The organism is Jejuibacter sp. L23 (assembly GCF_050815825.1).
Lineage (GTDB): Bacteria > Pseudomonadota > Gammaproteobacteria > Enterobacterales > Enterobacteriaceae > Jejubacter > Jejubacter calystegiae.
On sequence record NZ_CP138199.1, the window covers coordinates 5,098,346 to 5,111,892 of the forward strand.

Consider the following 13,547-nt stretch of genomic DNA (forward strand, 5'->3'; position numbering starts at 1 on the left):
AGATATTGAGACGTTTATTTAATTTTTTACAGAGGTAATGAAAAACATGGCCGATAAAAACATGCGCTTCCTGGTTGTTGACGACTTTTCCACCATGCGCCGCATTGTCCGCAACCTGCTTAAGGATCTGGGCTTTCATAACGTGGAAGAAGCCGAAGACGGTCAGGACGCATTGAACAAACTGCGTGAATCCAAATTTGATTTCGTCGTCAGCGACTGGAATATGCCGAACATGGATGGCCTGCAATTACTGTCTGAAATTCGTAAGGATCCGGCGTTGGGTCAGACGCCGGTACTGATGGTGACAGCGGAAGCGAAGAAAGAGAACATCATCGCCGCAGCCCAGGCTGGCGCCAGCGGCTACGTGGTGAAACCCTTTACTGCCGCGACGCTGGAAGAAAAGCTGGGCAAAATCTTTGAAAAACTCGGGTGGTAACGGTGATGGATACAATGACTACAGCCCAGGCGGCAGGTAACATTAACGACATTATTTCGCGCATCGGTAATATGACCCGCCTGCTGCGCGACAGCCTGAAAGACCTGGGACTGGATCAGACCATTATCCAGGCAGCCGAAGCCATCCCTGATGCCCGGGAGCGCCTGAGCTACGTGGTGAGCAAGACCTCTCAGGCGGCAGATACTGTACTAAACTGCGTGGACGAAGCGCGTCCTTTGCAGGACCGTTTGCACAGCGGTGCGGGCGAGCTCTCTCTGCGCTGGGATGCCTGGTTTGAGGATCCGATTGAGCTGTCCGATGCCCGTGAGCTGGTACGCGACACCCGCAGCTTTTTGAAAGAGACGCCAGCGCTGGTCGATAAAACCAATGCGCATCTGATGGATATTATGATGGCGCAGGATTTCCAGGATCTGACGGGTCAGGTCATCAAACGCATGATGGACATGATCCAGGAGATCGAAAAAGAACTGATCCAGGTTCTGCTGGAAAACATCCCGGAATCGGCACGCACGGAGCAGCCTAAAAATAGTGGACTGATCAACGGACCGCAGATAGACAGCTCACGCAATGGCGTAGTGGCAAGCCAGGATCAGGTGGATGACTTACTGGATAGCCTTGGTTTTTAAGCAACAATACCTCTCTTTATGCGCCAGCCGCCTGTTTTTATCTGCGGATCGGGCTGGCGCATCCCTTCATCGCTTTTTCGTGGGTCAATAGACGCTATCAGCGAAAAAGCGCCTAAAAGGCATCTCTTTTCCCCGCATGATTCTGGCCAAAATTTGGCATCCTATACAGCCTGAAACCCTCTAAATACAGAGCACAAACGACGGGCTACCGTGGCTGAAGAAAGCGACCAGGAAAAAACAGAAGACCCCACCCCCACACGACGAGAGAAAGCGCGAAAAGAGGGACAAATCCCCCGTTCGAAAGAGCTGACCTCGCTGTTGATGCTGGTGGCTGGCTGGGCACTGCTGTGGACGGTGGGGCACCACATGGCCCGCGATCTCGGGTTGCTATTGCAGGACGGGCTGAATTTCGATCACAGCATCATTAACGACCAGAAGACCATGGTGCGTCAGTTCGGGCGCCTGATACTGGAGGCGGTCAGCGCCCTGGTGCCGCTGATGATGGGGCTGGTGCTGGTGGCGATAGGCTCGCCGATGCTGCTGGGCGGTCTGCATTTCAGCGGCAAGTCGTTTAAGCCCAACTTTAAACGGATGAACCCGCTGCCCGGCATTAAGCGCATGTTTTCCAAACAGTTTGTATCAGAGATGCTGAAAAGCGTGCTGAAAGTCACCCTGGTGACGGTGACCTGCAGTCTGTTTCTGTGGGGCAACTGGGCCAAAATGATGCGCCTGCTGCACGAAACGCCATTGACCGCCATTGATGACGCGCTGGCCCTGATTTCGCAGTGCATGTTGCTGATTACGCTGAGCCTTATTCCAATGGTGGCTTATGACGTATTTTACCAAATCTTCAGCAACCTGAAGAAAATGCGTATGACCCGCCAGGAGATCCGCGACGAATTTAAACAGCAGGAGGGGGACCCGCACGTTAAAGGACGCATCCGTCAGCAGCAGCGGGCCGCGGCCCAGCGCCGCATGATGAGCGACGTACCCAAAGCGGACGTGATTGTGAATAACCCGACTCACTATTCCGTTGCCCTACGCTATGAAGAAGGCGCTATGTCGGCGCCAAAAGTGGTGGCGAAAGGGGCTGGCGCCATTGCGCTGCGCATTCGCGAACTGGGCAACGAACACCGCATTCCCATGCTGGAAGCGCCGCCGCTGGCGCGCGCGCTGTATCGCCATAGTGAAATCGGCCAGCCGATTCCCACCGCACTCTATAGCGCGGTGGCCGAAGTGCTCGCCTGGGTCTATGGGCTGCGCCGCTGGCGTAAAGAAGGCGGGCTTATCCCGCGCAAACCGCAAAACATTTCGGTTCCGGCAGGGCTGGACTTTGCACGAGAGAGTAAACACTGATGTCCAACATCGCCACAAAGCTACGCTTACCCAATCTTAAAGAGACCCAATGGCAAATCCTTGCCGGTCCGGTACTGATCATGCTGATTCTGGCGATGATGGTACTGCCGCTACCGGCGTTCCTGCTGGATCTGTTCTTCACCTTCAACATCGTCCTGGCGCTGATGATTCTGATGGTGGCCATGTTCACCCAGCGAACCCTGGAATTCGCCGCCTTCCCGACCATCCTGCTGTTCTCCACCCTGCTCAGGCTGGCGCTCAACGTCGCTTCCACCCGTATCATCCTGATGGAAGGTCATACCGGTTCAGCGGCGGCGGGCCATGTGGTAGAGGCCTTTGGTCACTTCCTGGTGGGCGGTAACTTCGCCATCGGTATCGTGGTGTTTATTATCCTTGTGATCATCAACTTTATGGTTATCACCAAGGGTGCAGGCCGTATCGCGGAAGTAGGTGCTCGCTTTACTCTGGACGGAATGCCTGGCAAGCAGATGGCTATCGATGCCGACCTGAACGCCGGTCTGATTGGCGAAGAAGAAGCCAAACGTCGTCGTACCGAAGTGACTCAGGAGTCCGACTTTTACGGCTCCATGGACGGTGCGAGTAAATTCGTCCGCGGTGACGCCATCGCCGGTATTCTGATTCTGGTTATCGAGATGGTCGGCGGCCTGCTGGTGGGTATGCTGAGCCACGGCATGCCGTTCGGCCAGGCCGGTGAAACCTACGTTCTGCTGGCGATTGGTGACGGTCTGGTCGCCCAGATCCCGGCGCTGATTATCTCCACCGCCGCCGGTGTTATCGTGACCCGCGTGTCGAATGAGCAGAGCGTGGGCGAACAGATGTTTACCCAGTTGTTCAGCAACCCAAGAGTCATGGTGCTGGCTGCGGGCGTAATCGGCTTGCTGGGGCTGATCCCCGGCATGCCGAACTTCGTCTTCCTGCTGTTTACCGGCGGGCTACTGGGACTAGCCTGGTGGCTGCGCGGCGCCGACGGCAAAGGGCGGACCTCTTCCGGAACCGCGGCAGACGGTCAGACGGAGAAAGATCCCATCAAGCAGGAGTCCCTGCAGGCCAGCGAAGCTACCTGGCAGGACGTACAGTTCGAAGATATGCTGGGGCTGGAAGTGGGTTACCGCCTGATTCCAATGGTGGATGGCGCCCAGAGCGGCGAACTGCTTGGCCGTATCCGCGGTATTCGTAAGAAATTCGCTCAGGATATGGGCTTCCTGCCGCCGGTGGTGCACATCCGCGACAATCTCGACCTGACGCCGACTCACTACCGTATTCTGATGAAAGGGGTGGAAATAGGCAGCGGTGAAACTCAGCCGGAGCGCTGGATGGCAATTAATCCCGGTAATGCCGTGGGCTCCCTGGAAGGCGAGCCCTGCCAGGAGCCAGCCTTCGGTCTGGAAGCGGTCTGGATCGACGAAGTTCTGCGCGAACAGGCTCAGACCCAGGGCTACACCGTGGTGGATGCCAGCACCGTGATGGCGACGCACCTTAACCATCTGATTGCCATGAATGCCAGCGATCTGTTTGGTCGTCAGGAAACCCAGCAGTTGCTCGATCGCATCACCAAAGATATGCCGAAGCTTATCGAGGATCTGATCCCCGGTACCGTCAGCCTGACCGTGCTGCATAAGGTTCTGCAAAATCTGCTGGCCGAGCGCGTCTCCATCCGCGATATGCGCTCGATTATTGAAGCCCTGGCCGAACATGCGCCGGGCCAGACCGATCCGGATGAGCTGACCGCGCTGGTGCGCGTGAAGCTGGGTCGCGCCATTACTCATCAGTGGTTCCCGGGCAGTGGGGAGCTGCAGGTGATTGGTCTGGATGTGGGGCTGGAGCGCATTCTGATTCAGGCAGCCCAGAGCGGCAGCGGCCTTGAACCGGGCATCGCGGAAAACCTGATGATTCAGACGGAACGTGCGCTCCAGCGTCAGGAGGCTATGGGTGCGCCGCCGGTACTGCTGGTGAACCACATCCTGCGTATGATGCTGTCGCGCTTCCTGCGCCGCGCCATGCCGCAGCTGGTGGTGATGTCCAATATGGAGATCGCAAACCATCGCCCTATTCGGATGAGCTCTATCGTGGGGGGTCAATAGTAATGCGCCGCAGTATCGCTCTGGCTTTGATTTGTGGTCTGTTACCGCAGGCCGCCCTTGCCGCCACCGCCTCCTGGAGCCAGACCACCGTCGGCGGCATACTGAGCGTCGGCAACCAGATAATGTCCGGCAGGCCGCTAACCCCTTCTGTCGCCGTACCGCCTCAGGCCACCGTCACCCGTATCAGCTGGCGGATTTCGTTACTCAATCCCCCGCCACCGGGGCTGGAGATTAAGCTGTGCACCCAGGCCCGCTGCGTCAAAATTGACGCGCTGGCCGGCCAGCGAGCGCTGCCGGAAAATATGCGCCCCGGCGATACCTGGCGCTTTATTTATTCGGTAAATCAACGCGGCCAGCTACGCCCGCCGCTTAATGTCGTCAGTCAGCAGCTCACCGTGAATTACCGTCTGACATCATCATAAAGGAAATTTGAGCCCAGGTGCGGGCGAGCGGCCCGCCCTGCCATACCCCATTCCTGAATGCCTTGTAAGCGCTCTTTCTCAACACCTTTCTGCTCCAGGTTTAGTGCATGGTTATAAAGAGATCCTCATGTTGCGGTGAACGGCGCCAAAATAATTTGCCTGGACTGTAGCAGCCCGGACAGCGTCTGAGTGTGATATCCTCAATAAAAAACACCCATCATTAATGCAGCATATCAGCGAACGCCGTCATTGAGACCGGTCTGGAATAATAAAAGCCCTGATGAAGATAAATCCCCAGTCTCTCCAGTTGCTGTTTTTGATACTCTGATTCCACGCCCTCGGCGATCAAAATGACATTCATTGCCCGGGATGCAGCCAGTAAACCCTGGAGAATCTTTTTATAATAAAGCGTCTGTTCCCGACATCGGGTCAGGCTTTTATCCAGCTTGATAGTATCAACCTCAACCAGATTAAGATAATCAAACGCCGAAGACTCAACACCAAAGTCATCCAATGAAATCTTTATACCTTGCTGATTCAAAAAATGGCTCGCCTCGATAACATCATCACCTATTTCCTGATGAATATGACGTTCGACAATTTCAACCTGAATATGAATGTTGTTACCAGCAACTTTTTTCAACTGAACCAGGCGCTGAATCAGCGTTCTGTCACAAAGCTGAAACAGACACAGATTGAGAGAAAACGTAAAGCCGCTATCCAGTTTATTACGCTGCTGGATGATAAACCCCTGAAGTCTGGAGATTAATGCCATCGAATAAATACTGGCAAACTCAGGTTCTTCAAGGTGACGAATAAGCTCCCCGGTAAGTATGTATTCATCGTTAATCAGAAACCTGGCCAGAGCCTCAACGCCAATAACGCGATGAGACGTCGAATTAAATATTGGTTGAAAAAAAAGCGTTAGTGACCTTAAGCCCTCAGTAATTCCAGGAAATAACTCTGCGTTAACATCACCATCTCCATACTCCCTGTCAGGGTATTTATCAATATAAGCCTTCATCTCCCCGCCTGTGTTTAATAAAAGTTAATAAATTGAAATTAAATTTGCATAATCAGATTATTCTGATGCATATTGCTCTTCCGGTGACGATCGCGGCTTACGGGGGTGATAATAACGGAAAACGCAAAATTTCGAGTATTTATATTGATAAATCACATGATTATAGGTTAAGACACTGAAAATATGTGGTTTTACAGAGTAAGTATTCATGGATACAAAATATCCTACCAAAAACGATTTGACTGCGGGTAAATCCTGAACGGAAATTTAATGTAAAGGTCTTATGATGGTTTATTTAATTAATGACACGGTTGTTTTTCGAATGGAAGATGGCGCGTTATGGAATACCACAGCTGCGGAAGAAATCATCCACATCTCCTCTACCATCGCCAGGATACTAAGTTTTTTCATAGAAAATCATGGCGTGATCTTAAGGAGGACGGCCATATTATCAGAAGTCTGGGAAAAATATGGCTTGTATTCATCCAATAATACGTTGAATCAGTATATCTCGATACTGAGACGCACCTTTGTACGGCTGGGTCTGGAAGGCGAAGTTATTCAAACAATACCCAGGGTCGGCTTTATTATGCTGGAACACGTTGGTATCCAGGCGATTGATCTCAACAATACACAGGAAAACGATAAGCACTCCGACACTTCCGCAGTGCAAAAATCACCCGCCGAAAATATGCCAGGTTGGCAGCATCTCAGGCTCAGTTCGGGAAAGCTGATCAAAGCCTTTGCGATTAGCGTTATCGGCATCGCGTTTCCCTGCCTGATTTATGCTATCCACCCGAACAATACGCCAGCGCCTAATCTGATCTATGATCAAAAAAATCGCCATGGCCCATGTGAAATCTATTCACTAAGTAAAAAAACGTCTGACTGGATAGCAGCAGATGACAATCTTCAACGCTTGTTGGATAAAAGTAAAATAACATGCGACGAAGGGGACACCATTATTCTGAAGGTGAGTGAATATTCAATAAATGCTCATCCGGAACAGTTGTTTGTAGCGAATTGCCTGCCCGATGAAAATGCTCCCACTACATTCAAAGCCTGTAAGAGCATCTATCACTATGAATAATAAAATAATATTAATCGCCAGTTTTCTGACACCGCTTATTATTCTGGCGGTGTTACTCTTTACTGTACTACACCCCACGCGCAATAATCGTGTTGATATTAGCTGCATCTCATCCTTCGAATCTTCATCGGATATTGCACACTTCAGTACTCATGGTTACTTCATGCTGCAAACCCAAAGCCGTCATACAGGAATCATCAGGATCTCAGCCATCCTGAGGGTCAGCGGCGCCGACAGTTCAGCGAATCGATACCGGGTTGCCCGCGACCTGCATTTTAAATATGCCGCCGATCGCGAAGGGAATATGACGATGAGACATATCAAAATCCATAAGAGGAATGTCGATACCATCACCGATGAACTCTTCAACCGCTATGTGTTCAGCGTGGAGCCGCACAAACAGTACTCGATAGTAAAAATGAAAAACGCATATCTGATTGGCAATAGACTGATGCCGCTCTGGAGCTGCGTGAATCTTTAGTCGTTTGAGGGTAAAGCGCGCACGCCACGGGCGCGCTTATGATTAGCCAATGTCGCCCATAATCTGCGTCAGACGCTCAAAAACATCGCTGATCAGATATTCAGCGAACGGCGCCAGGGTGTAGATCAGCAGCGACATCGCCACCATTCCCACCGTCAGGGTCAGCGGGAAACCCACCACAAAGATAGAGAGCTGCGGCGTCAGGCGATTCAGCAGACCCAGGGTAATATTCAGCGTCAGTAGCAGGGTAATAATCGGCAGTCCCAGCATCAACCCGTGGGAAAAGATAATCCCCCCGGTTTTCACGATAGCCAGAAAGCCGTGGCCATTCAGCGGTTCCGGGCCGATGGGGATCACGGTAAAGCTGTCCGCCAGAATGGAGATCATCCACAGATGGCCGTTGAATGCCAGAAACAGCAGAATCATCAGCACGTTCAGTAATCGCGCCAGTACCGGCATGTTAGGGCCGCCGGAAGGATCGACGAAGGTCGCGAAAGAGAGCCCCATCTGCAGGCCGATTATCTCCCCCGCCGTACGTACCGCGGCAAAAATCATCTGCATGGTCAGGCCAATGGCCGCGCCAATCAGAATCTGCTGCAGCGCCAGCCACAGCCCGCTCACCGTCACAATATCAACCTTCACCGGCGGGAGCGAAGGCGCAATCAGAAAAGAGATGAGCATCGCCAGGCCAATTTTCACCCGGGTGGTTATCTGTTTTTCACTGATAATCGGCGCCGTGGTAAACAGCGCCAGCACCCGCACGCTGGGCCAGAAGTAGTGGCTTATGAGCGCACCAACCTGGGAAATATCGACCTGGTACATGTCAGCCAATAATGTACGGCAGGCTGTTAAACAGCGTGCGCATATAGTCCAGGAACATATTCATCAGGGTCGGACCGGCGAGCACCACGGTCAACGCAACGGCCAGAATTTTCGGGATAAACGACAGCGTCATCTCGTTAATCTGGGTCGATGCCTGGAGGATACTGACCACCAGGCCGGTAATCAGGGCGGCAATCAGCAACGGTGACGCCATAGAGAATCCGATGCGCATAGCCTGATAGCCGAGCGCCATAACGCTTTCAGGAGTCATAGCATGTCCTCGTGATTAACTGAAAAAGCTCTGGGCGAGCGAACCGGTCAATAGCTGCCAGCCATCCACCAGAACGAACAGCATCAATTTGAAGGGCAGCGAAATACCGGCTGGCGGCACCATCATCATCCCCAGCGCCATCAGCACGCTGGCGATCACCAGGTCGATAATCAAAAATGGTATAAAGATGGTAAAGCCTATCTGGAATGCGGTTTTCAGCTCGCTGGTAACAAACGCCGGCAGCAGAACGCGCATCGGTACATCTTCCGGCCCCTGAAATCCATTCTCTTTCGCCAGCCGGGCATAGAGCGCCAGGTCGGTTTCCCGGGTCTGGTTTAGCATAAATTCACGCAGCGGACTGGCCGCACGATCGAGGGCGGTTTCCATATTAATTTTATCTTCGGACAGCGGCAGGTAAGCGTCCTGATACACCTTGTCGAAAACCGGCGACATCACGAAAAAGGTTAAGAATAGCGCCAGTCCCAGCAGCACCTGGTTCGGCGGGGACGACGGCGTGCCCAGGGCGTTACGCAGCAGACCCAGCACGATAATAATGCGGGTAAAACCGGTCATCATCAGCAGCACCGCGGGCAGGAAGGTCAGCGACGTCAGCAGGACCAGCGTCTGCACCGGCAGTGACCAGCTTTCGCCGCCGCCAGGTAGCGGTCGGCTAATCACGATTCCCGCATCAGCGGCCAGCGCGCTCTGTACAGGCAGCAATATCAGAAACGCCAGCGCCAGCAGCGGCATCAGACGACGGTTCAGGGTAAAGCTCATTGCGGTGACTCCGGTTTACGACCCTTCTTCAGCAGCGCCCCCAGCGCCGCCTGAAAATCCACGACGGCTTTGCCGGTTTCCGGTTCTCCGTCCGCCGCCCGAGCGTCCAGGGTATGCAGATGCGTCACCTGCTCCGCCGTTACGCCCAGCACCAGCCACTTGCCTTCAATCTCTACCACCGCCACCTGCGCCTTCTGCCCCAGCGAGCACTGACTCTTAACGCTCAGCAGCCGCTGACCGGGGTGCTTCAGCGAGGTCAGGTTAAACCGGCGCACCAGCCAGGCGATGGCCAGAATAAACAACAGGATAAAACAGAGTGCCCCGCCGACGTTCACCATCAGTGAAGCCGGCGTGGTCACAGGCGCCGATGGCGCCGGGATGGAAACCTGATTTTTCATCAGCGGCTCAGACGGCGCATACGTTCGGAAGGCGTGATGATATCGGTAATGCGGATGCCGAATTTATCGGACACCACCACCACTTCGCCCTGGGCTATCAGGTAGCCGTTGATCAGAATATCCAGCGGCTCACCGGCCAGACCGTCAAGAGACACCACTGAGCCCTGACTCAGGCGCAGTAGTTCTTTGATAGTCATCTTGGTGCGCCCCAGTTCCACCGTCATTTTGACGGGAATATCCATAATCAGATCGAGATCGGCGGACAGATTCATCTGCGGGCTTTCTTTATCCAGGGCCTGGAAAACGGCGCTGCTTTCAGCGGTGAGCTGCTCGCTCATCGCCTCGCCCCAAAGATCGTCCACAGACTCCTTTTCCGGGCTGGACGGCTGTTGGGTATCATTCATGGGGTAATTCCTCGTCGTTCAGGGACTGTAATGCGGAGTTAAACAGGTGTTCTACCTTCAACGCGTACTGACCATTCAGGCTGCCGTACTTCCCGTACAGCACAGGGACATCATCAACCGTCACTTCGGTGCGTTCTGGCGCGTCGATCGGAATGACATCACCCTCTTTCATCTTAAGCACTCGCGAAAGACGGGTAGGGATCCGGGCGAAGTTCGCGACCAGCTCTACTTCGGACGCTTTCACCTGGGTGGCCAGGGTATCGCGCCACTGTTCGTCTTCCTGACGCGAGTTTTCCAGCGGTGGGCTGGTCAGCAGCTCGCGCAGTGGCTCAATCATGCTAAAAGGGATACAGATCTCAAATTCCCCGCTCTGCGCGCCAATCTCCACGTAAAACGGCGTGGTCACCACAATATCGTTCGGCGACGTGGTGATATTGGTAAACTTCACCTGGATTTCAGCACGTACGTACTCGACATCCAGTTTATAAATGGAGCTCCACGCTTCACTGTAGGCGTCCAGCGCCATATTCAGGATGCGCTTGATGATGCGCTGTTCGGTCGGCGTAAATTCACGCCCCTCGACCTTGGTCGGAAAACGCCCGTCGCCGCCAAACAGGTTGTCCACGGCCACGAACACCAGATTGGGCGAAAAGACGAACAGCGCCGTACCACGCAGTGGGTTCAGGTGCACCAGGTTCAGGTTGGTGGGCACCGGCAGATTACGTGCGAACTCGAGGTACGGTTGAATCTTAATATTGCCGACGGTGACATCCGGGCTGCGGCGTAGCAGGTTGAATAGCCCGATACGAAACTGTCGGGCAAAGCGTTCGTTGATAATCTCCAGAGACTGAAGACGCTCACGCACCACGCGACGCTGCGTAGTGGGATCATAGGGCGTCACGTTATCGCCCGGCAGAGCAGCGTTCTGGGCAGCGGTATCGTTTTCCGCGCCACTGCCGCCGTTAAGCAGGCGGTCGATTTCGGCCTGGGATAAGATGCTGTCAGACATGGCGTTTACCGCAGGATAAAGGCGTTATACAGCACGTCGGTGACGGCGGCAGTACGGTCAGAAATAGGCTTATTCAGCTCCGTTTTAATCTGATCGCTCAGTGCCGTTTTACCGTCGTTGGTCGCCAGCTGTTCGGCGGTCTGCTGAGAAAGCAGCACCAGCAGGCGGCTGCGAATTTCCGGTAAGAACTCTTCCAGTAGAGCCCGGGAGTTTTCATCGCGCAGACGCAGCGTCAAACCGATATACAGCACGCGATCGGCGTCTTCTTCGGTCGGCTTCAGGCTGACGGTAAAGGTTTCCAGCGGCATATATAGCGGAACCTGACTGACTACGGGCGGCTGTTCTTCGACCCCATTGGCAATCTGTGATTTAACATTTTTCAGCTCATACCAGGTGTAACCGGCGGCGGCACAGGCGCCCAGAGCGATGAGGGCAAACAGAGCAACCCCCAGTCCCCCCTTTTTCTTCTTCTCATCCGCTGAATCTTTCTTTGCCATGGAATTTCTCGATCCTTTCACAACATTAGCGCCAGCCCCGGCGCTAAAACTTCGTCAACAACGCAATAATATGCTGCACATTATCGCAGCAAACTTTTGAAGCAATGGTCCGAATAACACGGGAAAATAGCGCCACATCGACCGTTAAAACGGGATCAGGCAAAGGTGTCCACACCGCCTGGCCGCATGATGGTTCGGGTCTGAACAGTGGTCTGTTCGGCCTCATCCTGGCCGCTACCGCCTGCGCCTGAGCCATTGCCACCCTCGCCGTCACCCCCCTGACGATTTTCACCAGAAGCATCCTGCCAGGGCGCAGCATTATCGGCGCTGACGCTGCTTTGGCTCAGTTCGATACCCGCTTCAGCCAGTGAGGTTCGCAACTGAGGCATAGCCGCTTCCAGCGCGGCGCGCACGTGGTGGTTATCAGAGACAATATGCAACTGGGCCTGCTCCTGGCTCATACGAATATTGAGCTGTAGCGCGCCAAGATCCTGGGGATGCAGCCGCAATTCGGCGTTGTGAATACCGTTGCGGGTAAACATGGCCAGCTGCTGCCCCAGCGCCTGCTGCCAGGCGGCGGAGCCCAGCGGCTGACTAAGGACCGGCGCCGCATTGGTACTGGCGGTCGCCAGCGCGTTGGCGTGGCCCGTAGTGCCCCCTTCCGGCGCCAGACGCAACAGCGCGGCGTTCAGAGGCTGGGTTTCATGCGTGACGCCCGCCTGAGGCAGTGAGGATTCCTGCACCAGCGCCGTCGCGTTGGCTCGGCTGGCCTCGGTCATCTCGGGCTGTACCGCCATTTTGCCCTGGGTCAGCGCATCGTTCACCGGCGCCTGTTCCTGGCCGGAACGGCGCTTTTCAATATTCAACGCCGATGCCACCAGCGCCGGAATATGTCCGCCGGACGACGTAGTAGCGGCACTGATTGACGCCAGCGTGGTTTTGCCTTTACCTTCATCTTCGATCAGGCTTTTAAGCAACGTTGTGGCCTCTTCTCCGGTCACCCCGTCAGCGCTGGCGCTAAGGCGCATAAGCAGCGCGTCTTTCTGCTCCTGCGTCTGCGGCTCCGGGCTATTGGTGAGCTGCGCCAGCCACTGCTGAAGCTGCTGTACCTGCCCGCCGTCCAGCGCCGTGCCTTCCGGCAACGTGCCAGATTCCAGCGCATCGCGAATCTGCTGTATCAGTTTTTCAGCCAGCGGCAGCGTATCTGTCGTCATCTCCGGCATAACGTCGGCAACCGTTTCATCGCCAGGCAGCGCCGATGCCAGTTGCAGCGCGAAATCCGCTTCCCCGTTCGCAGTGCGCGCCTCAGGCGAGGAAGCAGCCAGACCCGCCACGCCCATATTCGGTAATGTATTCGGAATCATAAGTTATCCTTCCTCAGGCTCGCGCGCTGCGCATATTCATCCATCAATTTTTGATCCAGCTTGTTCTCTCGCAGCAGCTGGGTTGCCATCGCCCGGTCTCTGAGCGTTTCAAACGCGTTCAGACGCTGCTTTTTCTCCTGCCAGGTTTTCAGCGCCAGACTGACATGATGCTGGCACTGAGCCACATGCTGACGATGGTGCTCAAGGGTTTTGTCCAGGGATGTCATAAACTGTTGATAATTCATCCAGTTCGTTGCCGCCATTCCCTCGGCCGTCATATTGGTATGTAGCCGCTGTCGGTATTCCTGCTCATAGTTAATGAGCTGGTTCAGCTGCTCTTCCGCCTGCTGGCAGGCCAGACGCATTTTGCCTAACTGGGTGGTCGCCTCCTGCAAGGCCTCTTCGGCCAGTTCTCGCAAGGTGTCCATTGGGGAAGCGGTCGCCATT

The 13,547-nt window shown here is 54.5% G+C and carries 17 protein-coding genes; 7 read left to right on the forward strand and 10 right to left on the reverse strand.

Going from position 1 to position 13,547, the window contains the following annotated elements; translation table 11 throughout:
- Positions 1-46 precede the first annotated feature (46 nt).
- The 5 genes from cheY to SCU88_RS24320 all read left to right on the forward strand — a co-directional run bounded on the left by cheY (position 47) and on the right by SCU88_RS24320 (position 4,963).
- Entirely contained in the window at positions 47-436 is a 390-nt protein-coding gene (gene cheY / locus SCU88_RS24300; protein ID WP_138094906.1) for a chemotaxis response regulator CheY, read from the forward strand.
- Between the two features lie 2 nt (positions 437-438).
- Complete coding sequence (gene cheZ, locus SCU88_RS24305; RefSeq protein WP_431810072.1) at positions 439-1,083, forward strand: protein phosphatase CheZ; 645 nt, start codon at positions 439-441, stop codon at positions 1,081-1,083.
- Between the two features lie 210 nt (positions 1,084-1,293).
- Positions 1,294-2,439: a flagellar biosynthesis protein FlhB gene (gene flhB, locus SCU88_RS24310; RefSeq protein WP_138094908.1), complete on the forward strand. Its 1,146-nt coding sequence runs from the start codon at positions 1,294-1,296 to the stop codon at positions 2,437-2,439.
- Complete coding sequence (flhA, locus tag SCU88_RS24315) at positions 2,439-4,541, forward strand: flagellar biosynthesis protein FlhA (protein WP_138094909.1); 2,103 nt, start codon at positions 2,439-2,441, stop codon at positions 4,539-4,541. Before flhB ends, flhA begins: the two co-directional genes overlap by 1 nt.
- Positions 4,542-4,543: 2 nt before the next feature.
- A complete protein-coding gene (locus SCU88_RS24320; RefSeq protein ID WP_175340144.1) occupies positions 4,544-4,963 on the forward strand; it encodes a flagellar protein FlhE in 420 nt (139 codons plus the stop codon).
- Positions 4,964-5,183: 220 nt separating this feature from the next.
- On the opposite strand, the gene SCU88_RS24325 is transcribed toward SCU88_RS24320, so the two are convergent.
- On the reverse strand, positions 5,184-5,987 hold the full coding sequence (locus SCU88_RS24325) for an EAL domain-containing protein (RefSeq protein WP_175340145.1): 804 nt from the start codon (positions 5,985-5,987) through the stop codon (positions 5,184-5,186).
- A 322-nt stretch (positions 5,988-6,309) separates the two neighbouring features.
- Between SCU88_RS24325 and SCU88_RS24330 the strand changes: the two genes are divergently transcribed.
- Positions 6,310-7,077 carry a winged helix-turn-helix domain-containing protein gene (locus SCU88_RS24330; protein WP_175340146.1) on the forward strand — a complete coding sequence of 256 codons (768 nt, stop codon included), beginning with the start codon at positions 6,310-6,312 and terminating at the stop codon, positions 7,075-7,077.
- Complete coding sequence (locus SCU88_RS24335; protein ID WP_168198762.1) at positions 7,070-7,558, forward strand: hypothetical protein; 489 nt, start codon at positions 7,070-7,072, stop codon at positions 7,556-7,558. Before SCU88_RS24330 ends, SCU88_RS24335 begins: the two co-directional genes overlap by 8 nt.
- Before the next feature lie 42 nt (positions 7,559-7,600).
- On the opposite strand, the gene fliR is transcribed toward SCU88_RS24335, so the two are convergent.
- The 9 genes from fliR to fliJ form a co-directional block, all read right to left on the reverse strand.
- Positions 7,601-8,380 (reverse strand): flagellar biosynthetic protein FliR, encoded by a 780-nt coding sequence (fliR, locus tag SCU88_RS24340; protein ID WP_175340228.1) that lies wholly within the window; start codon positions 8,378-8,380, stop codon positions 7,601-7,603.
- Position 8,381: 1 nt separating this feature from the next.
- A complete protein-coding gene (fliQ, locus tag SCU88_RS24345; RefSeq protein ID WP_138094914.1) occupies positions 8,382-8,651 on the reverse strand; it encodes a flagellar biosynthesis protein FliQ in 270 nt (89 codons plus the stop codon).
- A 15-nt stretch (positions 8,652-8,666) separates the two neighbouring features.
- Positions 8,667-9,428: a flagellar type III secretion system pore protein FliP gene (fliP, locus tag SCU88_RS24350; RefSeq protein WP_138094915.1), complete on the reverse strand. Its 762-nt coding sequence runs from the start codon at positions 9,426-9,428 to the stop codon at positions 8,667-8,669.
- Positions 9,425-9,826, reverse strand: coding sequence for a flagellar biosynthetic protein FliO (gene fliO, locus SCU88_RS24355; protein ID WP_138094916.1), 402 nt, complete (start codon positions 9,824-9,826; stop codon positions 9,425-9,427). The genes fliP and fliO overlap by 4 nt, the downstream gene beginning before the upstream one ends.
- Positions 9,826-10,230 (reverse strand): flagellar motor switch protein FliN, encoded by a 405-nt coding sequence (fliN, locus tag SCU88_RS24360; protein ID WP_138094917.1) that lies wholly within the window; start codon positions 10,228-10,230, stop codon positions 9,826-9,828. The genes fliO and fliN overlap by 1 nt, the downstream gene beginning before the upstream one ends.
- Entirely contained in the window at positions 10,223-11,239 is a 1,017-nt protein-coding gene (gene fliM, locus SCU88_RS24365) for a flagellar motor switch protein FliM (RefSeq protein WP_138094918.1), read from the reverse strand. Before fliM ends, fliN begins: the two co-directional genes overlap by 8 nt.
- A gap of 5 nt (positions 11,240-11,244) precedes the next feature.
- A complete protein-coding gene (gene fliL, locus SCU88_RS24370; protein ID WP_138094919.1) occupies positions 11,245-11,736 on the reverse strand; it encodes a flagellar basal body-associated protein FliL in 492 nt (163 codons plus the stop codon).
- 155 nt (positions 11,737-11,891) lie between these two features.
- Positions 11,892-13,100 carry a flagellar hook-length control protein FliK gene (locus SCU88_RS24375; RefSeq protein WP_138094920.1) on the reverse strand — a complete coding sequence of 403 codons (1,209 nt, stop codon included), beginning with the start codon at positions 13,098-13,100 and terminating at the stop codon, positions 11,892-11,894.
- Complete coding sequence (gene fliJ, locus SCU88_RS24380; RefSeq protein WP_175340147.1) at positions 13,097-13,546, reverse strand: flagellar export protein FliJ; 450 nt, start codon at positions 13,544-13,546, stop codon at positions 13,097-13,099. Before fliJ ends, SCU88_RS24375 begins: the two co-directional genes overlap by 4 nt.
- Position 13,547: the final 1 nt, after the last annotated feature.

Bases quoted from the DNA above. Each gene is read 5' to 3' on its own strand.
- cheY (WP_138094906.1), top strand. From the start codon at position 47: ATGGCCGATAAAAACATGCGCTTCCTGGTTGTTGACGACTTTTCCACC.
- SCU88_RS24320 (WP_175340144.1), top strand. From the start codon at position 4,544: ATGCGCCGCAGTATCGCTCTGGCTTTGATTTGTGGTCTGTTACCGCAG.
- fliM (WP_138094918.1), bottom strand. From the start codon at position 11,239: ATGTCTGACAGCATCTTATCCCAGGCCGAAATCGACCGCCTGCTTAAC.
- SCU88_RS24330 (WP_175340146.1), top strand. From the start codon at position 6,310: ATGGAAGATGGCGCGTTATGGAATACCACAGCTGCGGAAGAAATCATC.
- fliN (WP_138094917.1), bottom strand. From the start codon at position 10,230: ATGAATGATACCCAACAGCCGTCCAGCCCGGAAAAGGAGTCTGTGGAC.
- fliR (WP_175340228.1), bottom strand. From the start codon at position 8,380: ATGTACCAGGTCGATATTTCCCAGGTTGGTGCGCTCATAAGCCACTAC.
- fliP (WP_138094915.1), bottom strand. From the start codon at position 9,428: ATGAGCTTTACCCTGAACCGTCGTCTGATGCCGCTGCTGGCGCTGGCG.
- fliO (WP_138094916.1), bottom strand. From the start codon at position 9,826: ATGAAAAATCAGGTTTCCATCCCGGCGCCATCGGCGCCTGTGACCACG.
- SCU88_RS24325 (WP_175340145.1), bottom strand. From the start codon at position 5,987: ATGAAGGCTTATATTGATAAATACCCTGACAGGGAGTATGGAGATGGT.
- fliQ (WP_138094914.1), bottom strand. From the start codon at position 8,651: ATGACTCCTGAAAGCGTTATGGCGCTCGGCTATCAGGCTATGCGCATC.
- flhA (WP_138094909.1), top strand. From the start codon at position 2,439: ATGTCCAACATCGCCACAAAGCTACGCTTACCCAATCTTAAAGAGACC.
- fliJ (WP_175340147.1), bottom strand. From the start codon at position 13,546: ATGGCGACCGCTTCCCCAATGGACACCTTGCGAGAACTGGCCGAAGAG.
- SCU88_RS24335 (WP_168198762.1), top strand. From the start codon at position 7,070: ATGAATAATAAAATAATATTAATCGCCAGTTTTCTGACACCGCTTATT.
- SCU88_RS24375 (WP_138094920.1), bottom strand. From the start codon at position 13,100: ATGATTCCGAATACATTACCGAATATGGGCGTGGCGGGTCTGGCTGCT.
- fliL (WP_138094919.1), bottom strand. From the start codon at position 11,736: ATGGCAAAGAAAGATTCAGCGGATGAGAAGAAGAAAAAGGGGGGACTG.